Genomic DNA, 19,889 nt, shown 5'->3' on the forward strand with positions numbered 1-19,889 from the left:
AGGGTCCACCGTTAATACTTTATCACCGCCCGGCAGTTTTTGCCGGGTCGCGCACCGCCGGCACAGGTCAGAAATGGCCCATCGGCTGAATTTACCAAATTTATCGCCGGTTTTCCGCCAATAAATCGGTTGGCACGCTGCCTGCAATACCCTGGGCAGCAAACGACTATCCGAAAGTTTGGTGCCATGGAAAACGCGACCTATATAGGCCTCTCCCGTCTCTCGACCATGCGTCGGGAAATGGATGCCATCGCCAACAACCTGGCGAACATGAACTCGAACGCCTACAAGGGCGAGCGGGTGATGTTCGAGGAATACCTCAAGGGCCCGAACCAGAAGGAAAAGAGCAGCTTCGTCAATGACTTCGGCGTGCTGCGCGACTTCCGCGCCGGCAAGCTGGAGCAGACCGGCAACACCTTCGATGTCGCCATCAGCGGCAACGGCTACCTCACCGTCGATACCCCCCAGGGTCGCCGCTACACCCGTGACGGCCATCTGCGCCTCGACGCCGACCGCCGCCTGGTGACCGCCGGCGGCCATCCGGTCCTCGACAACCGTGAACGCGAAATCATCCTGCCGCCGGATGCCCAGGGCGGCACCCCGACCATCACCTCCGACGGCACCATCAATATCGGCCAGCAGCAGGTCGCCAAGATCGACCTGATGACCTTCGACAGCGAGCAGGAACTGCGCAAGACCTCGCAGGGCCTCTACGCCACCGCGCAGGAACCCAAGGCCGCCGCCGCCGGCAGCACCCTGATCCAGGGCATGCTGGAAGCATCCAACGTCGAACCCATTCTCGAAATGACCAACATGATGGAACTGCTGCGCCAGTATCAGAGCGCGCAGAACCTGCTCGATGGTGAACACGACCGCCAGAAGATGGCGATCCAGCGGCTCGGCCGCTCGAATTAACCCGATTAAGGACCAGGAGACCTAACCATGCGTTCTCTCAGCACCGGTGCCACCGGCATGATGGCTCAGCAGCTCAATGTTGAAGTCATCTCGAATAACATCGCCAACATGAGCACGACGGCGTTCAAGCGCCAGCGCGCCGAGTTCCAGGATCTGCTGTATCAGAACATGCGGCGCCCGGGCTCGACCTCGTCGGATGCCAACACCATCGTCCCGACCGGCGTGCAGATCGGTATCGGCGTCCGCACTGCCGGCGTCTACCGTATTCACGAGCAGGGCAACCTGACCACGACGGGCAACCCCTACGATCTCGCGATCAGCGGCAAGGGCTTCTTCCAGATCACCCTGCCCTCGGGCGAGACCGCCTACACCCGTAACGGTTCGTTCCAGGTCGATGGCCAGGGCCAGATCGTCACGGTCGACGGCTACCAGCTGCAGCCGGGCATCACGGTGCCGCAGGGTGCGCTGTCGGTCAGCATCGATGCCACCGGCATCGTGGAAGCGCGCATCGCCGGTCAGGCGCAGCCGCAGCAGCTGGGTCAGATCCAGCTCTCCACCTTCATCAATGAAGCCGGCCTCGAAGCCACGGGCGACAACCTCTATCTCGAGACCCCGGCCTCGGGCCAAGCGACGACCGGCAACCCGAATGCCGTCGGCTTCGGTGTGCTGCGTCAGGGCTATGTCGAAACCTCGAACGTCAATCCGGTGCAGGAAATCACCAATCTCATCACGGCGCAGCGCGCCTATGAGATGAACTCCAAGGTGATCACTGCTTCGGACGAAATGCTGCAGACCGCCGGTCGCCTGCGGTAACGGCTAACCCAAGAGTTTGGAGATCATCATGGCCTCGCTTCGCACGCTTCTTCTCGCCGGTTTCGCGGTTGCCGCCCTCGCCACCCCTGTCATGTCTTCGCCGGCCTCGGCGCAGACCCAGGTCGCTTCGGTGGCAACCGGCGCCGGCCGCATCATCGGCGAGCGCGAGATTGCCAAGCGGATCGCCGACCTGGTGCAGCAGCGCAACGGCGGGCAGCCGGTGGAGATCAGCTTCCACGGCAACGGCAACGAGATCGAGGCTCCGGATTTCGGCCCGGCGCATCTGAAGGTCGACAGTTTCTCGTTCGACGGCCGCAGCGGTCGCTTCTATGCCGCCGTCGGCCTGCAGGGCAGCGGTGAGACGATCAAGGTCAGCGGTCGCGCCCAGCCGGTGGAAGCCATTCCGGTGCTGAAGAACCGCATCAATGCCGGTCAGACCATCGACCGCAACGACATCGAGTGGATGCGGGTGCCCGCCGGTCGCTACGGCGCCGGCTACATCGATCGCCTGGACGACCTGATCGGTCAGAGCCCGCGCCGTCCGCTGGCCGCCGGCATGCCGATCCGCAATGCCGATATCGGCAAGCCGGAAGCCATTTCCAAGAACGCCATGGTCACCATGACCGCCCAGACGATGGGCATGACCATCACCACCACCGGCCGTGCGCTGGAAGCCGGCAGCATCGGTGAGGTGATCCCGGTCATGAACATCCAGAGCAAGAAAACCGTGCAGGCCACGGTGACCGGTGCCGGCCAGGTACAGGTCATCACCACGACCCGCATCATCGCTTCCAAGTGAATTCGCTTACGCCCGAAAGGACGAGTGCCATGACCAAGATCAACACCTCTCTCTCCTCTGCGCTGCGCATCGCCGCCGTCGCCGGTCTCGCCGTGACGCTGGGCGCCTGCGGCAACCTCAGCCGCCTCGCCGATATCGGTCAGGCGCCCGCGATGAGCAAGATCGACAATCCGACCGAACAGCGCGATTACCGTCCGGTCAGCCTGCCGATGCCCTCGCCGGAAGTGACGCCGCGCCACGCCAACTCGCTGTGGCGTCCGGGTGCGCGCCAGTTCTTCAAGGATCCGCGCGCCACCAAGGTGGGCGACATCATGACCGTGAAGATCAATATCTCTGAAAAGGCCTCGCTGCGGAACAACACCAGCACCTCGCGGTCGAACAGCGAAGACGCCGGCATCCCGAACTTCCTCGGTGCCGAGGTCGCCGGCGGTGCACTCAACAAGATTTTCCGCGGCATCGATCCGGCGGCAGCCGTGGGCGTCAACTCTGAATCCCAGGTGCAGGGTCAGGGCCAGGTCGATCGCCAGGAAACGATCAACCTGAATGTTGCCGCGCTGGTTACTCAGGTTCTGCCGAATGGCAACCTAGTCGTGCAGGGTCGCCAGGAAGTCCGCGTGAACAACGAAGTACGTGAACTGCTGGTGCAGGGCATTGTCCGTCCGGAAGACATCACCGCGACCAACACCGTCAATCATACCCAGATGGCGGAAGCGCGGATTTCCTACGGCGGCCGCGGCCAGCTCACCGACGTGCAGCAGGCACGTTGGGGTCAGCAGGCTTACGACATCATCTTCCCCTTCTGATCGGAAGGGACCGTCGCCCTCGCCCGAAGTTCGGGCGCGCCAGAACGTGCGTCAGGATCGCAGGATGCGGACCGCGGCAAAACGCCAGGGGGTGTATCAAAACGCAAAAGGCCGGTCAGAAGACCGGCCTTTTCGTATTTCAGGACGATGCAATCGTCTCAGAGATCGTCGCGATGGGTGCGCTCACGCCGTTCGTGACGCTCCTGCGCCTCGATCGACAGGGTGGCGATCGGACGCGCTTCCAGGCGCTTGAGCGAGATCGGCTCGCCGGTCTCCTCACAATAGCCGTAGGACCCGTCCTCGATCCGCTTCATCGCAGCGTCGATCTTGGAAATCAGTTTGCGTTGCCGGTCACGGGTGCGCAGCTCCAGCGCGCGATCGGTCTCGGTCGAGGCACGATCCGCGATGTCAGGTTCCTGCGCCGTGTCTTCCTGCAGATGCTGCAGCGTCTGGTTGGACTCCCGCAGAATCTCATCCTTCCAGGCCAGCAGCTTGCGGCGGAAGTATTCCTTCATGCGCGGGTTCATGAAGGTCTCACTCTCGGTCGGCCGGTAATTCGCCTTCAATTGGATACCCATGTGATAGAGACCCTCCCAAGGTCGCCACGGCGACTCCGGGACCCCGGCCGCGGCGCGCGGAGTATATGAATCGGCCCGCCCCGGAGCAAGACTGTCGGGGAAGACGGAAGTCTTTGATTTCTTGAAAAAATTGTGAAACGTCCGAGTCCGGACGATTTAGATCACAGGCCCAGCTTGGCCAATTCGACCTCACAGCGGAGTTCGATTTCGGCCATCACCTCGGCCAGCCGGGGGTCCTCGACCATCATCTTTTCGCTGCGCAGCGTCTGTGCCAGCGACTGCAGACGCTCAGCCGGGATACGACCTTCCAGCAGTCCGTGCCTGATTTCATCAAGCTTTTCCAGCAGGGACGTGCCGCGTCGAGCCGCGCGTTCGCGGTTCTGCTTGCCGCCGCCCTGCTCGTCCACCGCCTGGATGGTCAGCATGGCATCCAGGGCTGTCACCGGGGCGGCTTGGCTCACCTGGCCGGGCGCCTTCTCGGTTCCCTTCAGGAAACTGGCAAAGCTGGGGCCTCCGGCGGCACCGCCACCGGTCGTACGCTTAGGGCTCCCCGGCGCTACGCCGCCTGGGCCTTTGACTTTATCGATGCTCATGGAATTGCAATCTCTTAGCTGCGGCCATGGTGCCCGATAAGACTGGCCGGGTAAAGACGGCATTTTTTGCCGCACGGCACCTCAACACGGTCTCATATTTCAATGAAATCAATGAATTAACCATTGGCACGACAATCGCATAATGAGGGACGAGAAACCGGTCCTGCGACCGACCCGAGTTAAGGAAGACGCGACATGATCCGCTTCGGTGCCAAGACGACCCGCCCCGCCCTGCATCGCCTGATGCAGCTGGCCCTGGCCCTGATCCTGCTGGCCCTGCCCCTGCAGGCCCAGGCCGGCTCGCGCATTAAGGACATCGCCGACTTCGAAGGCATCCGCGACAATATGCTGGTCGGCTACGGCCTGGTGGTCGGCCTCGACGGCACCGGCGACAGCCTGACCAACGCCCCCTTCACCAAGCAGAGCCTTGCCGCGATGCTGGAGCGTTTCGGCGTCAACATCCGTGATGCCAGTTCCTTCCGCACCAACAATCTGGCCGCCGTGATGGTTACCGCCTCGCTGCCGCCCTTCTCGCGCCACGGCAGCCGCATCGACGTCACCGTCTCCACCATGGGCGATGCCAAGAACCTGCAGGGCGGCACCCTGCTGGTCACCCCGCTGCTCGGCGCCGATGGCGAAGTCTACGGTGTGGCCCAAGGCGCCATCGCCGTCAGCGGCTTCAAGGCCCAGGGCGCTGCCGCCCAGATCACCCGCGGTGTGCCGACCGCCGGCCGCATTGCCAATGGGGCCATTGTTGAACGCGAAGTCGGCTTCGAGCTGGCCTCGCTGCCGGTGCTGCGCCTGGCGCTGAAGAACCCCGACCTCACCACCGCCCGCCGCATCAGCCAGGCCGTCTCGACGCTGGCCGGCGTGCCGACCGCGCGCGCGCTGGACCCGACCACCGTGCATATCGACATCCCGGATCGCTTCCGCCGCGACATCATCGGCTTCATGACCGAGATCGAGCAGTTGCAGATCGAGACCGACCAGATGGCCCGTGTCATCATCGACGAACGCTCCGGCACCATCGTCATGGGCCCCAACGTGCGCATCGACACTGTTGCGATCGCCCAGGGCACCCTGACAGTTCGCATCACCGAAACCGCTCAGGTCTCGCAGCCCAATCCCTTCGCCCCCGGCCCGGTCGGCGTTGCCGGTCTGCCCGGCAGCTCGCCCGCAACCGGCCTGGTTCAGGTGCCGCGCATCGGGCCCGATGGCCTGCCGGTCAAGGACGCGCTGGGCAACTTCGTCTTCGACACCATCACCCAGGCTGTGCCCGGCACCGGCACGCCCACCGTGCCCGGCCAGATCGGCGGCGGCGCGCAGACGGTGGTGGTGCCGCGCACCGACATCCAGGTCGACGATCAGTCCGATCGCCGCATGGGCATCCTGAAGCGTGGCGTGTCGCTGCAGGAACTGGTGGATGGTCTGAATGCGCTGGGCGTCGGTCCGCGCGACATGATCACCATCCTGCAGGCCATCAAGGCCGCCGGCGCGCTGCAGGCCGAAATTCAGGTGATGTGATGTCTGCTATCGCCGCCTCACCCGCCATTAACAACTACGCCATCGAGGATGCGCGCGCCGCCCGGATGCGCAGCGACTCTGCCGCCAGCTCGCCCAAGGGCGAAGCCGGCGCCCGCAAGGCCGCACAGGACTTCGAGGCTTTCTTCCTGAACCAGGTGTTCGAAGTGATGACCTCTGGCATGAAGACCAATGAACTGACCGGCGGCGGCAGTGCGGAAACCACCTGGCGCTCGTTCCTGAACGACCAGTACGGCCGCCAGATGGCCAAGGGCCACAGCGTCGGCATCGCCGACATGGTCTATACCCAGATGCTGAAACTGCAGGAGGCCCAGCCGTCATGAACCAGAAACTGCCCCCACAATCACGCCCCCAGCAGCCCTTGAGTGATCGCGCCGCCCAGCGCATGGGCATCAGTACGGCACCTCGCCCGGTCGACAACTATGGTGAAGGCGTGATCCTTCCCACCTTGACCGAGCTTGGCGACCTGATCATCCAGCTGAAGGATGTCATGCAGGAAGAGACGGCGAAGCTGGAACGCTTCGCCTATGAGGATCTGGATCGCAGCACGGAGCAGAAGCGCGTGATCGGCGGCCTGCTGCGCGAAAAGCAGAAGGTGCTGGCCCAAAATCCGGATGCCTTGCGCGAAGCGCCGGAAGCGGATCGCAAGCGACTGGAAAACCTGCTGGCAGACATGCAGAAGGTGGGCTATCGCAACGAAATCGTGGTGCGCACGGCGCGCGACGCCAACAAGAAGCTTCTGGATGCGGTCATCCGCGGCGCCACCAAGCAGAGCCAGCTCGGCACCGGTTACGGCAGCAACGGCAGTATGACCTCACTCACCGCCAATTATGCTGCCCGTCAGGCTGTCTCGCTGTTCAACAACGAAACCTGCTGACCTTTCCCCCGCCAGTACAACCTTCCCCGTCCGGCCATGCCGGACGGGGATTTTCTTATGCAGGCTGATTTAGTCCGTCGGCGCCGGAGCCGGACGCATCGGACGGGAATTGTCCAGACCACCGCCACCCAGACTGCCGCTGCCGGCACCACCGGTGGGCACACGGGCGGGCTGCTGCGAAGAGGCCCGGGCCGGGTCCTGATATTCCGGCATCGACTTCAGGGACTCCTTCGTGGCATTGGTCATCACGATCAGCTCGCTGCCTTCACTGCTGAAGCGCAGCTGTTCCCAGGGCATCACGACCTTGCGGTCGCCCAGGCCGAGGAAACCGCCGACCGAAACAATCACGGCATTCACTTTGCCGTCCGTCGTGACCAGCACTTCATTCACATCGCCGATCTTCTCGTTCGCGCTGTTCTTCACATCAGCGCCGATCAGCTTGTTGCCCTTCACCTCGGCCGTGCCGGTGCCAGGGATAGGTGCCATGGTATCGGATGCAGCGGGGCGCGTGGTTTCACTGCCCATCGGGGCCTTGTCCTGCTGCGCCATCACAAGTCCGGGAACCGCAAGGGCGAATGCCATGGCGGAAGCAGTAGCAAGAATGCGCTTCATGGGTTCCTCCACATTTTTCATTTTCGCGATATGCGTGCGCCGGCTGGTTCACCCGACCGGCTCACATGCATATGGGGTTGCAGGCACAACGCGGCGGCAATAAAGATGCGACAATCCTGTGAACTACAGCCAAGCTTTCGCCTGGCATAGCTGCGCATCGCTTTAATATCGGAAGAGAGTCAGTCGCTGCCGGGATCAGGCTCGAAGCCGGCGGCGACAATACCTGCCGAGGCTGCGGCCTCGTCATTTTCCGACGTGTCACCGGAAATGCCGACCCCGCCAATGGTGTTGCCCGCAACATCGCGGATCAGCACGCCGCCCGGCACCGGGACCAGCGCACCACCGACAGCATGCGTGACGGCGGCGATAAAATACGGCTGCTCCTTGGCGCGCTTGAACAGCGAGCGCGACCCAAGCCCCAGTGCAATCGCCCCATAGGCCTTGCCCTGCGCCACTTCGCCCCGCTTCAGGCTGGTGCCGTCCTGCGCTACAAAAGCCTTGAGCGCGCCGCGATCATCCATGACCGCAATGGCCAGCGGTTTCAGATTGGCCTTGCGGGCCTGCGCCAGTGCCGTTTCCACGATCTTTTGCGCCGCTGAAAGGCTGAGCACGGTCTTGCTGGTCTGTGCGTCGGACATTGCTGTTCTCTCTCGGGATTCTCAGTTCACGTGGCCCAGTTACGCAGCCCCGTTATGCAGCACGGTGCGAGCGCCGCTGGGTCAACGCGGCAATCAGGTTGCTCCACAGCGGCCAGAGCAGCAGCACGATCGCCAGCGTGGTGATGGTGCCGACCAGCGGCGCACCCCAGAAGGTGAGCACATCGCCGCGCGCGCCGATCATGCTCTGCCGGAAGGCATCCTCGGCGCGATCGCCCAGCACCAGCGCCAGCACCAGCGGTGCCATCGGATAATCCAGCTTCTTGAACACATAGCCGACGATGCCGAAGACCAGCATGACCAGAATGTCGAAGGCGGCATTGTTGACGCTGTAGGCGCCGACCGCACACAGCACGATCACAATCGGCGCGATGGTCGAAAACGGAATGCGCAGCACGGCAGCGAAGAACGGCACCGTCGCCAGCACCACCGCCAGACCGACCAGATTGCCCAGATACATGCTGGCGATCAGGCCCCAGACGAAATCCTTCTGCTCGACGAAGAGCAGCGGCCCGGGCTGCAGGCCCCAGACCATCAGGCCGCCGAGCAGGATCGCGGCTGTACCCGAACCCGGAATGCCCAGCGCCAGCATCGGCAGCAATGCCGAGGTGCCCGAGGCATGGGCTGCGGTCTCCGGCGCCAGCACACCTTCGATGCGGCCGGTACCAAATGAGTCCTTGTCCTTGGCGAAGCGCTTGGCCAGGCCATAGCCCATGAAGGAAGCCGCAATCGCGCCGCCGGGCGTGACGCCGAGCCAGCAGCCGACGGCGGCACTGCGGATCAGGGTGAGCCAGTAGCGCGGCAACTGCTTCCAGGTATTCCAGACCACCGCGATGTTGAGTTTGGCGTCCTTGCCCTTGAAAGCCAGCCGCTCTTCCATGGTGACAAAGATTTCGCTGAGACCGAACAGCCCGATCACGGCTACCAGGAAATCAAAGCCGCGCAGCAACTCGTCTGACCCATAGGTCATACGCAGCTCGCCGCTGATGGTGTCGAGGCCAACCGCCGCCAGCAGGAAACCGATCAGCATGGAGATCAGGATTTTGTAGCGCGCTTCCTTGCCCAGACCGATGAAGCTGCAGAAGGTAAGCAGATAGACGGCGAAGAATTCACGCGGGCCGAATTTCAGCGCGAAGTCAGCCACCAGCGGCGCCAGGAAGGTGATCAGCAGTACGGCCACGAAGGAGCCGAAGAAGGAACCGGTAAAGGCGCTGGTCAGCGCCTCGCCCGCGCGCCCCTGCTGTGCCAGCGGATAACCGTCAAACGTGGTCGCCACCGACCAGGCCTCGCCCGGGATGTTGAACAGGATCGAGGTGATCGCGCCGCCAAACAATGCGCCCCAATAGAGGCAGGACAGCATGATGATGGCCGAGGTGGGATCCATCGTGAAGGTCAGCGGCAGCAGGATTGCCACCCCATTAGGGCCACCAAGACCGGGCAGCACGCCGACGAAAATCCCCAGCACGATACCGACCAGCATCAGGATCAGATGCTGCCATGTCAGCAGCACCGCAAATCCGCCCATCAACGACGACAACGCTTCCATGTCAGGACTGCTCGCTCTTAATAGCCGAACAGGGCTTCAATCGGCCCCTTCGGCAGCGGAACCAGAAACTGGATTTCAAACACCCAGAACAGAATGGCGGAGAACACCACCGCCACGGTGACGCTGGTTACGACGCGGCTATGGCCGATGACAGTCATGAAGCCGAAGATGAACAGCGCCGCTGCCAGATAGATGCCCATGGTGAGCGCCACCACGACGAACAGCAGCGTCGGCAGCAGGACGCGCAGGACACGGCCGAACTCGGCGCGATGCACGAAGGCCTTGTCGCGATCCATGCGCCAGGCATCGACCAGACCGATCACACTGGCGATACAGAGCAGAATGGACATGCCGAAGGGAAAATACCCCGACTGCGGCCCATCGGAGGCCCAGCGGATGCCAAGGCGGTAATTGGTGATCGCCAGGATGATGCCGACAATCAACAGAATAGTGCTGACGGCCAGCGCGACATTGCGTTTGGAGACCAGCGCCGGGCCGCTGTCTTCCTGTAAATCCGCCATAACGACCCTCGTTCTGAAAATAAAATCGCGCCGCCCGCAGTGCTCTGGGCGGCGCGATGAACCTTAGTTAGTGGCCATGAACTTGGCGGCTTCCATCAGCTTCTTATGGTAGGCCTCGTCCTTCTCCAGGAAGGCGGTGAACTCGGCCGGCGCCATGAAGGTGCCCTTCAGCGCGTTGGCTTCCAGGTATTCCTTGTATTCGGGCGTGGCGGAGACCTTCTTGAACAGCTCGTTGTAGAACGCGACCTGATCCTTGCTCACGCCGCCCGGCAGGAAGATCGAGCGCAGCATGACGTATTCGATATCCAGCCCCTGCTCCTTGCAGGGCGGGATATCGGCCCAGGACTGGTCGTTCGTCACCTTCTTGCTGTAGGGGATGCGCTCCTTGTCGAAGACGCAGAGTGCGCGAACCTGACCGGCGCGCCACTGGGCGATGTTCTCGGACGGATTGTTGACGTTCGAGTCCGTATGCTTGCCTACGAGCTGCACGGCTGCCTCGCCACCGCTCTTGTAGGGGATGTAGGCGAACTTGATGCCATTTGCCATTTCGATGGCGGCGGTGATGATGTGATCTTCGCGCTTGGAGCCGGTGCCACCCATCTTGAAGGTTTCAGTCGGGGCTTTCTTGACAGCACCGATGAAATCGCCAGCCGTCTTGTAAGCCGTCTCCGAGTTCACCCAGAGAATGAACTCATCCATGGCGATCAGGCTGACCGGGGTCATGTCACGCCAGTTGAACGGCATGTTGGTGGAAAACGGCAGGGTGTAGATGCTGGACTGCGCCAGCACGACCTTGTGCGGGTTGCCCTTGCTGGCCTTCATGTCGATCAGGCCTTCGCCGCCGCTCGCGCCGCCTTTCAGCGTGATGATGATAGGCTGCTTCATCAGGTTGTGCTTGGCCACGATGCCCTGGATGACACGGGCCATCTGGTCGGATGCACCGCCGGCGCCGGCGGGAACGATGATTTCCACCGGCTTGGTCGGTTCCCAGGCGGCGATGGCGGGCTGGCTAACCGCGAACGCCAGCAGCGACGCGGCAGCAGCCATGCAGGTGCGATTGATCTTCGACACGTTTCTCTCCCTTGTTACCGTTGGTCCGGCAATGCGGCGCCGCTTATACGCTGCGGTCGTCCGCGATTTTCATTTTAGGCCACTGAACGCTTGAGGCCTCCCTCGACGGCCGGGCGACCCAGCACGTCCATGGCCGCCAGCACGCCGCCCTTCTTGTGCGGTACATTGGCAAGACCCAGTCCCATCTCGACGCCAGCGAGCGTGCCCATCAGCATCAGGTCGTTGAAGCTGCCCAGATGGCCGATGCGGAACACCTTGCCGGCAACCTTGGCCAGGCCTGCGCCCAGCGACAGGTCATAGGCCTGCAGCGTGACTTTGCGGAATTCGTCGGCGTTATGGCCCGAGGGCATCAGAATCGCGGTCAGCGCGCTGGAATACTCGGCCGGATTGGCGCAGAGGATTTCCAGGCCCCAGGCCTTCACGGCCGCGCGGGTCGCCTCGGCATGACGGTCATGACGGGCGAAGATATTCTCCAGCCCCTCTTCCATCATCATGTCGATGGCTTCGCTCAGGCCATAGAGCAGGTTGGTGGACGGCGTGTAGGGGAAATAGCCGGTCTTGTTGGCGGTCAGCATCGGCGCCCAGTCCCAGAAGCTGCGCGGCAGTTTCGCGGTCTTCGACGCTTCCAGCGCCTTGGCGCTGATCGCATTAAACGACAGGCCCGGCGGCAGCATCAGCCCCTTCTGCGAGCCGGCAACCGTGACATCGACGCCCCATTCATCATGGCGGTAGTCGATCGAGCCCAACGAGGAAATGGTATCAACCATCAGCAGGGCGGGATGCTTGGCCGCATCAATGGCCTTGCGCACGGCGCCCACACGGGTGGTGACGCCGGTCGAGGTTTCGTTATGCACCACCATCACGGCCTTGATGCCGTGCTGCTTGTCTTCGGCCAGCTTGGCCTCGACCACGCCGGGATCGACGCCCTGACGCCAGTCGCCCGGCACGAACTCGACCTTCAGCCCCAGCCGCTCGGCCAGTTCACGCCACAGCGAGGCGAAATGTCCGGTTTCGAACATCAGCACCCGGTCGCCGGCCGACAGCGTGTTGACCAGCGCCGCTTCCCAGGCGCCGGTGCCCGAGGCCGGATAGATGATCACATCGCCCTTGGTCTTGAAGATCGCCTTGATGCCGGTCAGCACCTTGCGGCCCAGCACGCCGAATTCCGGCCCGCGATGGTCTATGGTGGGATTGTCGATGGCCCGCAGAATACGGTCGGGGACATTGGTCGGCCCCGGAATCTGCAGGAAATGACGGCCGCTGGGGGCGTTGCTGAACTTGATCAAAGGCGTCTCCCGTCGCTCCGGCCCCATTGGCTATCGGGGCCTCAAATTGCATTTTGCATGCAATCTTGATTCTCTGTGGGAGTCAATCCGCCATTTGATCTGGCCAATAATACGAATTTTATGTATGTAATTATTCAACTTAGGCGGTGAAGTGGGGCGCGATTATCCTGATTCCGCTGCGTAAGATTTTGAATGCATTATGCGATCCTAGAGAGCCATGACCGCTGAAATCGTCGAAATCTCCCGTCTCGGCCTGCATGACCAGGTGGCCGCGCGCCTGCGCACCATGCTGGTGGAAGGCTCGATCCCGCCCGGCGCCAAGATGAACGAGCGCGAGCTCTGCGAGAAACTGCGGGTATCGCGCACGCCGCTGCGCGAGGCGATCAAGCTGCTGGCTGCCGAAGGCCTGGTCGACCTGCTGCCCAATCGGGGTGCGGTCGCCGTGCGCCTGACCGAGGCCGATGTGCTGAACACCTTCGAGGTGCTGGCCATGCTGGAAGGCGTATCGGGCGAGATGGCGGCCCAGCGCGTCACCGAGGATGAGCTGAACGAAATCCGCGCCATGCATTACGAGATGATGGCTTGCTTCACCCGTCGCGACCTCTCGGGCTACTACCGGCTCAATGCCCGGATTCACTCCGCTATCAACGAGGCCGCCGGCAACCCGGTGCTGAGCAGCACCTATCGCTCGATCAATGCCCGCGTCCAGAGCCTGCGCTTCCGCACCAACCAGAATGAGGAAAAGTGGAAGCAGGCGATGAAGGAGCATGAGCGTATGATCGAGGCGCTGACCGCCCGCGACGCCGCCGGCATGCGCGCCGTGCTGATCGAACACCTGATGCGCAAACGCGACACCATCCTCGACCTGCTGCGCGCCGGCGAGATTTATCCGGACGTCGCCAAGAACTAAAAATCAACACCAACAGCAGGCCCCGTCATGCTGATCCGTTCCGCCGAAGCCCTGCAGCCGTCCAATGAAGCCAGCGAACTGCTGGCACGCCGTCTGCGCACTGAAACACAGGGCGAGGTCATGTTCGACCTGCCCTCGCGCGGGCGTTACGCGACCGATGCCTCGATCTACCAGATCATGCCCATCGGCGTTCTGGTGCCGAAAAGCGAGCGCGACATCGTGGCGGCGCTGGATATCGCGCGCGACATGAAGATTCCGGTGCTGGCGCGCGGCGGCGGCACCAGCCAGTGCGGCCAGACCACCGGCACGGCGCTGGTGATCGACAACAGCAAGTTCTATCGCAACATCCGTGAACTGGATGTCGAACGCCGTACCGTGGTGGTGGAGCCCGGCATGGTGCTGGATCACCTGAATGCCGAGCTGAAGAAGCATGGCCTGTGGTATCCGGTCGATGTCTCGACCAGCGCGCAGGCGACACTGGGCGGCATGGCCGGCAACAACTCCTGCGGCTCGCGTTCGATCGCCTATGGCAACATGGTCCATAACGTGCAGGGCATCAGCGCCTGGCTTGCGGATGGCGAACTGGTTGATTTCGGCCCGGTGCCTGATCTTGGGTCACGCGGCAGCGAGATCGCCACGTTTGTGCAGAAACTGGCCGAGCAGAATCGCGGCGAAATCGAGACGCGCTGGCCCAAGGTGATGCGCCGCGTCGCCGGCTACAATCTCGACATCTTCAACAACCAGAGCGAAAAGCCCTACACGCAAGACAACAGCGTCAACCTCGCGCATCTCCTCGTGGGCGCCGAGGGCACACTGGCCTATACGAAAAGCCTGACCCTGCGGCTGTCGGAGCTGCCGAAGGCCAAGGTGCTGGGCGTGGTGAACTTCCCCACCTTCCGCGCCGCCATGAATGCGGCCCAGCATATCGTCAAGCTGGGTCCGACGGCGGTAGAGTTGGTCGACCGCACCATGATCGAGCTGAGCCTGGCCAACCCGGCCTTCCGTCCGACCATCGAGACGGCCCTGATCGGCAAGCCGGCTGCCATCCTGCTGGTCGAGTTCTCGGGCGAGCACAAGGATGCGCTGCTGCCCAAGCTGAAGCAGCTGGTCGAACTGATGGGCGACCTCGATCTGCCGGGCAGCGTGGTCGAAATGGCCGATGATCCGCGCCAGAAGAATCTCTGGGAAGTGCGCAAGGCCGGCCTCAACATCATGATGAGCCTGAAGGGCGACGGCAAACCGGTCAGCTTCATCGAAGACTGCGCCGTGCCGCTGGAGCATCTGGCCGATTACACCGATGCGCTGACCGAGGTCTTCGCCCGCCATGGTTCGCGTGGCACCTGGTATGCCCATGCCTCGGTCGGCACCCTGCATGTGCGGCCGATCCTCGACATGCGCCGCGGCGGCGCCGAAGGTGGCAGCGCCAAGATGCGCGCGATTGCCGAAGAGGCATCAGCCTTGGTGCGCAAGTATAAGGGTGCCTATAGCGGCGAGCATGGCGATGGCCTGTGCCGCGGCGAATGGATCGAGTGGCAGTTCGGCCCAAAGATCAACGAAGCCTTCCGCGCCATCAAGCAGCATCTCGATCCCGCCAACCTGCTCAATCCCGGCAAGATCATCGATCCGCCGAAGATGGACGACGGCAGCTTGTACCGCTTCCCGCCGCCGGGTTCGCCCGCGCCCTATCGCACGATGGCGCTGAAGACAAAGCTCGACTGGTCTGCCTGGGATGTGCAGAACGATCCGGTCACCGAGGAGACCACCGCGCCCGGCACCGGCGGCGACAGCACCGGCGGCTTCGCCAAAGCCATCGAGATGTGCAACAACAACGGCCATTGCCGCAAGTTCGATGCTGGCACCATGTGCCCGAGCTATCGCGTCACCCGCGACGAGCAGCATCTGACCCGGGGCCGCGCCAATACCCTGCGTCTCGCGCTATCGGGCCAGCTCGGCAAGGATGCTTTCACCAGTGAATCCATGTTCCAGACCATGGACCTCTGCGTCGGCTGCAAGGGCTGCAAACGCGACTGTCCCACCGGCGTCGACATGGCCAAGATGAAGGTGGAATTCCTGAGCCACTACAAGGCGCGGCACGGCCATACCCTGAAAGACCGTCTGGTCGCCTATCTACCCGATTACGCCGCGCTCGCCAGCCGGATGCCCTGGCTGCTGAACCTGCGCGACACGCTGCCGGGCGCCGCCTGGCTAAGCGAGAAGCTGCTCGGCTTCTCGGCGAAACGCTCCCTGCCGCAATGGCGCAGCGACACCTTCTGGCGCGCCACCGATCCTGCCATGTTCGCCAGCCAGGCCGATACGATTGCTGCCGCCAAAGCCGGCGGCAAAGCAGCAGTCCTGTTCGTCGATACCTTCAACGGCACCTTCGAGAGCGAGAATGCCCTGGCCGCCATGCATGTGCTGAAGGCCGCCGGCTACACGATCCATACCGTGACCAAGGATGACGGCCATCATTGCTGCGGCCGGACCTATCTGGCCGGCGGCATGGTAGATGAGGCAAAGAGGAAAGCCGGCGCGCTGATCGACGCCCTGCTGCCGCTGGCCCAGGCCGGCGTGGCGATTGTCGGACTGGAACCCTCCTGCCTGCTGACGCTCCGTGACGAAGCGCTGGTCATGGGACTGGGCGAAAAAGCCGTGACCGTTTCAAAGCAGGCGCTGCTGTTCGAGGAATTCCTGGCGCGCGAGGCCAAGGCCGGGCGCTTTGCCCCGATCCTGAAGGAAGCCTCTGCCCCGATCCTGCTGCATGGCCATTGCCACCAGAAGGCTTTCGGCGCGGTCAGTCCGATCCTGGATGTGCTGAAGCTGATCCCGAATGCCAAGCCCGAACTGATCGAAAGCTCGTGCTGCGGCATGGCCGGCAGCTTCGGCTACGATGCCAACCATCACAACATCTCGATGCAGATGGCCGAAGCCAGCCTGCTGCCCGCTATCCGCAAGCAGCCGGATGCCATCGTGGTGGCCGACGGCACCAGCTGCCGGCACCAGATTCATGACGGCGCCGGCCGTGAGGCCATTCATGTGGCGCGCCTGCTGGAGCGGTTGTTGTAAGGTCGGGATAGGCCACAGCCCTGAACAAGGAGACGCACTGGTCAGGCCAAAGCGTCCCGTTGCACATGCATTCCGTGAGTGCATCTCTGGGTTTTTCGGGGTGCGGCCTGCTTCGGGACGCCGGGAGTCCGAAGGACTCGCCCGTCAGAGCCCCATTGGGCCTGAAGCAATCAATAAGTTGCTGAAATAACAGGGAAGAAATGGTGCGCTCGAAGAGATTCGAACTCCTGACCCCCAGATTCGTAGTCTGGTGCTCTATCCAGCTGAGCTACGAGCGCACACGGCGGTTGGTACCGCAACGGGGGCGGAACCTACTCAATTCATCGGGGTGATGCAAGGGCCAAGCCCGGATTGTCGCCAATGGTCGCAACCCTCGGATTCTACAGGAAGATGATGCTTGCGGGCGCTACTGGCGAACCCTACAATACAGGGGCTTGCAAAAGGCTTTGAGTCGGCCCGTTACAGCCGGTTCGATCCTGCTGCCAGCGGGGGGCCTCCAGGCCAGCAGACACCAGTCATAACATCAACGCGAGACGGCGTGGCATGGCATATTCTGTTCGTAATTCGGCGCGGCGTCGCCGCGTGCTGGCTTCAGTCAGCACCCTGACCTTCGCCTTGCTCCTGTCAGGCTGCTCCTATGTCAGCGAAGATCTCTGGCCCTCGCTGACCGGCGAAGACCCGGCCGGCGGCAGCACCTATCGCCAGCAGGTCCCGGCATCGGCGGCGGAAGCCAATCCGAACCCGACCCTCAGCCCGCCGACCCTGAACAACACCAATTTCGTGCCGCCCGGCGTGACCCCCGGTCAGTCGACTGGCACCTTCGTCGGCACCAAGGTCCAGCAGATGCGCGGCGAGCTGTCCCAGCTCCAGGGTCAGGTGACCCAGCGGAACCAGCAGCTGCAGGGCATCCGCGCCAGCGCGACCCAGAATTCGCAGCGCTACCACGGCACCGTGGCCGCTGTTTCGACCCGTCTGCAGATGGGCACCACGCCCGGCAACCCGATCCTGGTCAGCCAGTGGACCCAGGCTGCGACCGATCTTGACCGCATGACCGCCGATGTCGGCAACCTGAGCAACCTGGCCAACCAGGTTGCCGCCGATTCCGCGATGTCGACCTACCTGCTGCAGTCGATCAAATCGAGCTACAGCCTTTCGGGCGCCATCGACGAAGATCATCGCCAGCTGGCCGTGCTGGAAGACGAAACCGCCCGCACCGTCGTCCTGATCGACCGTGTGCTGGGTGAAGTCAGCCAGGACGTCTCGCGTCAGACCAACTATATCGGCGCCGAGCGCACCAACCTGACCACGCTGTCCGCCGCCATCAAGCAGGGCGAACTGCTCGGACCGGGCCTGGGCAACCGCGCCAACTTCTATGCCGGCGCCCAGCAGTTCTCGTCGGCTGACAACTCTCCTGCCCTCGCCTCTGTCGGCGGCACCCCGCTGGTGGTCATCCGCTTTGACCGGGCCGATGTGCCCTATCAGCAGGCGCTCTACAACGCTGTCTCGCAGGCGCTGGCTCGCAAGCCGAACGCCGTCTTCGACGTGGTGGCCGTGGCCGCTGGCGGCACGCAAGCGCAGGCCGCAAGCAACCAGAACCAGGCGCGCCGCAACGCAGACCGCGTGCTGCGCTCGCTGTCCGACATGGGCCTGCCGGCCAGCCGCGTGAATGTCTCGGCTTCGGGCGGCAATGCCCAGGCTGCAACCAACGAGGTGCATGTCTTCGTGCGCTAAGCGCTGAAGCATCTCATTAAAAAAGCCCGCCGGTGAAAACCGGCGGGCTTTTTCTTTGTCAGAAGACGGCCCGGCTTATTGCCAGGCCACTGCCGTCAGATCGTTCACGAAGATCGGGGCATTCACCCAGAAGCCGGTCAGACCCTGCTTGTACACGCCCAGCCGCGGCATGTTGTAGAGATAGACATTCACCGCATCGTCGGCCAGCAGCCGCTGCAGAGCCTGCAGGGCCCTGGTGCGCTCCACCTTGTCGAGCGTCGATGTCGCCTTGGCGATCAGGTCCCGCGCCGGCTGGCTGTCATACTGGTAGTAATAGTCGGGCTCGGCGTATTTGACATAATCATTCGGCTCGACATGGCCGATGATGGTCAGGTCGAAATTCTTGTTCCTGAACGTGCCGTCCAGCCACTGGGCCCATTCGACATTCTCGATCTTCGCAGTGATGCCCACCTGCGCCAGCATCGCCTGCACGACCTCGCCGGCCGAACGCGCATACGGCGGCGGCGGCAGGCGCAACGTGACTTCCAGATTGCTGACGCCCGCCTCTTTCAGCAGGGCCTTCGCCTTGGCCGGATCGTAGGGATACTGCTTGCTCAGGTCGACATAGTCGGGATTCTGCGGCGGGAAATGACTACCGATCACCTTGCCATAGCCGGCAGAGGTGGCCTCGACCAACGCCTCGCGGTCGATTGCATGGGTCAATGCCCGGCGCACACGCACATCGTCAAAAGGCTTGCGCTTGTTGTTGATGACGACCATGGCCTCGCCTTCTGTCGAGCCGGCCGTGACCTTGAAACGTTTGTCCTTCTCGAATTCCTTTACATTCTCGCCGGTGACGCCGATGGGAACGGCATCGATGTCGCCGGCACGCAGGGCCGCGACCATGGCGGCCGGATCGCTGACGAATCGGATTTTCACTGTCTTGATCCGGATCGCCACAACATCGCGATAGGTGTCGGCCGCCACCAGAGTGACGGAATCGCCCTTCACCCACTGCTCAACCTTATACGGGCCCGTGCCGACCGGTTTGGTCGGATTGGTCGCGGCTGATTCCGGCGCCGTGATGACAGCGGTGTTTTCACCCAGGCTGAACAGGAAAGACGGATCAGCCGTTTTAAGCGTGATGCTGACCGTCAGCGGATCTGGGATGGCAATGGCGGCGATATTGGTGAACACCGCCTTGCGTTTGTTGGTGCTGGTCTCGCTGGCGTATTTCTCGAAGGAATACTTCACATCGGCGGAATCGAAGGCCGTGCCGTCGTTGAATTTCACGCTAGGCTTCAGCCTGAAGGTGAAGGCCGTCATGTCCGGAGACACCGTCCAGCTTTCCGCCAGCAGCGGCGCGACGTCGCCGTTCTCCAGAATCTTGGTCAGGCCCTCGAAGATATTGTAATGCACCACCTCGCCGATGGCGGCAGCCGGCGCAACAGTAGGGTCGAGACCCGGCGGTTCCAGTGTCATGGCCAGCACCAGCGCATCCTTGCGGGGCTGCGCCGAAACATGAGGCGCGGTCAGCGCCGCGACAATCCCCAGTGCGAAACCGAAAGTCTTCCAGCGCGACATGGCCGTCTCC

The 19,889-nt window shown here is 62.8% G+C and carries 19 protein-coding genes and 1 tRNA gene; 10 read left to right on the forward strand and 10 right to left on the reverse strand.

Annotated features, from left to right (window positions below; all coding sequences use genetic code 11):
* Positions 1-186: 186 nt before the first annotated feature.
* Genes flgF through flgH form a run of 4 tightly spaced genes read left to right on the forward strand, consistent with a single transcriptional unit; the run spans position 187 to position 3,330 of the window.
* Complete coding sequence (gene flgF / locus AC1RRE_RS13040; RefSeq protein WP_492981618.1) at positions 187-915, forward strand: flagellar basal-body rod protein FlgF; 729 nt, start codon at positions 187-189, stop codon at positions 913-915.
* A gap of 27 nt (positions 916-942) precedes the next feature.
* Positions 943-1,728 carry a flagellar basal-body rod protein FlgG gene (gene flgG / locus AC1RRE_RS13045; protein ID WP_492981619.1) on the forward strand — a complete coding sequence of 262 codons (786 nt, stop codon included), beginning with the start codon at positions 943-945 and terminating at the stop codon, positions 1,726-1,728.
* Positions 1,729-1,756: 28 nt separating this feature from the next.
* Positions 1,757-2,527 carry a flagellar basal body P-ring formation chaperone FlgA gene (gene flgA, locus AC1RRE_RS13050; protein WP_492981620.1) on the forward strand — a complete coding sequence of 257 codons (771 nt, stop codon included), beginning with the start codon at positions 1,757-1,759 and terminating at the stop codon, positions 2,525-2,527.
* Positions 2,528-2,556: 29 nt separating this feature from the next.
* Entirely contained in the window at positions 2,557-3,330 is a 774-nt protein-coding gene (gene flgH / locus AC1RRE_RS13055) for a flagellar basal body L-ring protein FlgH (RefSeq protein ID WP_492981621.1), read from the forward strand.
* A 158-nt stretch (positions 3,331-3,488) separates the two neighbouring features.
* Here the strand turns inward: flgH and dksA are convergent, their stop codons facing one another.
* The gene (gene dksA / locus AC1RRE_RS13060) at positions 3,489-3,908 is read right to left on the reverse strand and encodes an RNA polymerase-binding protein DksA (protein ID WP_492981622.1); all 420 of its coding nucleotides are present in this window, start codon (positions 3,906-3,908) and stop codon (positions 3,489-3,491) included.
* A 161-nt stretch (positions 3,909-4,069) separates the two neighbouring features.
* Positions 4,070-4,501 carry a flagellar assembly protein FliX gene (locus tag AC1RRE_RS13065; RefSeq protein ID WP_492981623.1) on the reverse strand — a complete coding sequence of 144 codons (432 nt, stop codon included), beginning with the start codon at positions 4,499-4,501 and terminating at the stop codon, positions 4,070-4,072.
* 195 nt (positions 4,502-4,696) lie between these two features.
* Between AC1RRE_RS13065 and AC1RRE_RS13070 the strand changes: the two genes are divergently transcribed.
* Genes AC1RRE_RS13070 through AC1RRE_RS13080 form a run of 3 tightly spaced genes read left to right on the forward strand, consistent with a single transcriptional unit; the run spans position 4,697 to position 6,920 of the window.
* A complete protein-coding gene (locus AC1RRE_RS13070; RefSeq protein ID WP_492981624.1) occupies positions 4,697-6,025 on the forward strand; it encodes a flagellar basal body P-ring protein FlgI in 1,329 nt (442 codons plus the stop codon).
* Complete coding sequence (locus AC1RRE_RS13075; RefSeq protein WP_492981625.1) at positions 6,025-6,366, forward strand: rod-binding protein; 342 nt, start codon at positions 6,025-6,027, stop codon at positions 6,364-6,366. Before AC1RRE_RS13070 ends, AC1RRE_RS13075 begins: the two co-directional genes overlap by 1 nt.
* Positions 6,363-6,920, forward strand: a complete 558-nt coding sequence (locus AC1RRE_RS13080) for a hypothetical protein (protein WP_492981626.1) — start codon at positions 6,363-6,365, stop codon at positions 6,918-6,920. Before AC1RRE_RS13075 ends, AC1RRE_RS13080 begins: the two co-directional genes overlap by 4 nt.
* A gap of 69 nt (positions 6,921-6,989) precedes the next feature.
* Here the strand turns inward: AC1RRE_RS13080 and AC1RRE_RS13085 are convergent, their stop codons facing one another.
* The 6 genes from AC1RRE_RS13085 to AC1RRE_RS13110 all read right to left on the reverse strand — a co-directional run bounded on the left by AC1RRE_RS13085 (position 6,990) and on the right by AC1RRE_RS13110 (position 12,612).
* Positions 6,990-7,532 (reverse strand): PRC-barrel domain-containing protein, encoded by a 543-nt coding sequence (locus AC1RRE_RS13085; protein ID WP_492981627.1) that lies wholly within the window; start codon positions 7,530-7,532, stop codon positions 6,990-6,992.
* A gap of 179 nt (positions 7,533-7,711) precedes the next feature.
* Positions 7,712-8,170: a GlcG/HbpS family heme-binding protein gene (locus tag AC1RRE_RS13090; protein ID WP_492981628.1), complete on the reverse strand. Its 459-nt coding sequence runs from the start codon at positions 8,168-8,170 to the stop codon at positions 7,712-7,714.
* A 52-nt stretch (positions 8,171-8,222) separates the two neighbouring features.
* Positions 8,223-9,734, reverse strand: a complete 1,512-nt coding sequence (locus AC1RRE_RS13095) for a tripartite tricarboxylate transporter permease (RefSeq protein WP_492981629.1) — start codon at positions 9,732-9,734, stop codon at positions 8,223-8,225.
* A gap of 17 nt (positions 9,735-9,751) precedes the next feature.
* On the reverse strand, positions 9,752-10,255 hold the full coding sequence (locus AC1RRE_RS13100; RefSeq protein ID WP_492981630.1) for a tripartite tricarboxylate transporter TctB family protein: 504 nt from the start codon (positions 10,253-10,255) through the stop codon (positions 9,752-9,754).
* A 63-nt stretch (positions 10,256-10,318) separates the two neighbouring features.
* On the reverse strand, positions 10,319-11,326 hold the full coding sequence (locus tag AC1RRE_RS13105; RefSeq protein ID WP_492981631.1) for a Bug family tripartite tricarboxylate transporter substrate binding protein: 1,008 nt from the start codon (positions 11,324-11,326) through the stop codon (positions 10,319-10,321).
* Positions 11,327-11,400: 74 nt separating this feature from the next.
* Positions 11,401-12,612, reverse strand: coding sequence for a pyridoxal-phosphate-dependent aminotransferase family protein (locus AC1RRE_RS13110; protein ID WP_492981632.1), 1,212 nt, complete (start codon positions 12,610-12,612; stop codon positions 11,401-11,403).
* A gap of 217 nt (positions 12,613-12,829) precedes the next feature.
* Here AC1RRE_RS13110 and AC1RRE_RS13115 point away from each other — a divergent pair, with 217 nt between their 5' ends.
* Entirely contained in the window at positions 12,830-13,522 is a 693-nt protein-coding gene (locus AC1RRE_RS13115) for a GntR family transcriptional regulator (protein WP_492981633.1), read from the forward strand.
* A 27-nt stretch (positions 13,523-13,549) separates the two neighbouring features.
* Complete coding sequence (locus AC1RRE_RS13120) at positions 13,550-16,585, forward strand: FAD-binding and (Fe-S)-binding domain-containing protein (RefSeq protein WP_492981634.1); 3,036 nt, start codon at positions 13,550-13,552, stop codon at positions 16,583-16,585.
* Between the two features lie 201 nt (positions 16,586-16,786).
* On the opposite strand, the gene AC1RRE_RS13125 is transcribed toward AC1RRE_RS13120, so the two are convergent.
* Positions 16,787-16,863: transfer RNA gene (locus tag AC1RRE_RS13125), tRNA-Arg, on the reverse strand.
* A 265-nt stretch (positions 16,864-17,128) separates the two neighbouring features.
* On the opposite strand from AC1RRE_RS13125, the gene AC1RRE_RS13130 reads away from it, so the two are divergent.
* Positions 17,129-18,316 carry a hypothetical protein gene (locus AC1RRE_RS13130; RefSeq protein WP_492981635.1) on the forward strand — a complete coding sequence of 396 codons (1,188 nt, stop codon included), beginning with the start codon at positions 17,129-17,131 and terminating at the stop codon, positions 18,314-18,316.
* Positions 18,317-18,391: 75 nt separating this feature from the next.
* Here AC1RRE_RS13130 and AC1RRE_RS13135 read toward each other — a convergent pair whose 3' ends face one another.
* Positions 18,392-19,879, reverse strand: coding sequence for an ABC transporter substrate-binding protein (locus AC1RRE_RS13135; protein WP_492981636.1), 1,488 nt, complete (start codon positions 19,877-19,879; stop codon positions 18,392-18,394).
* Positions 19,880-19,889 lie beyond the last annotated feature (10 nt).

The organism is Ferrovibrio sp. GW821-FHT12D07, from assembly GCF_058807275.1.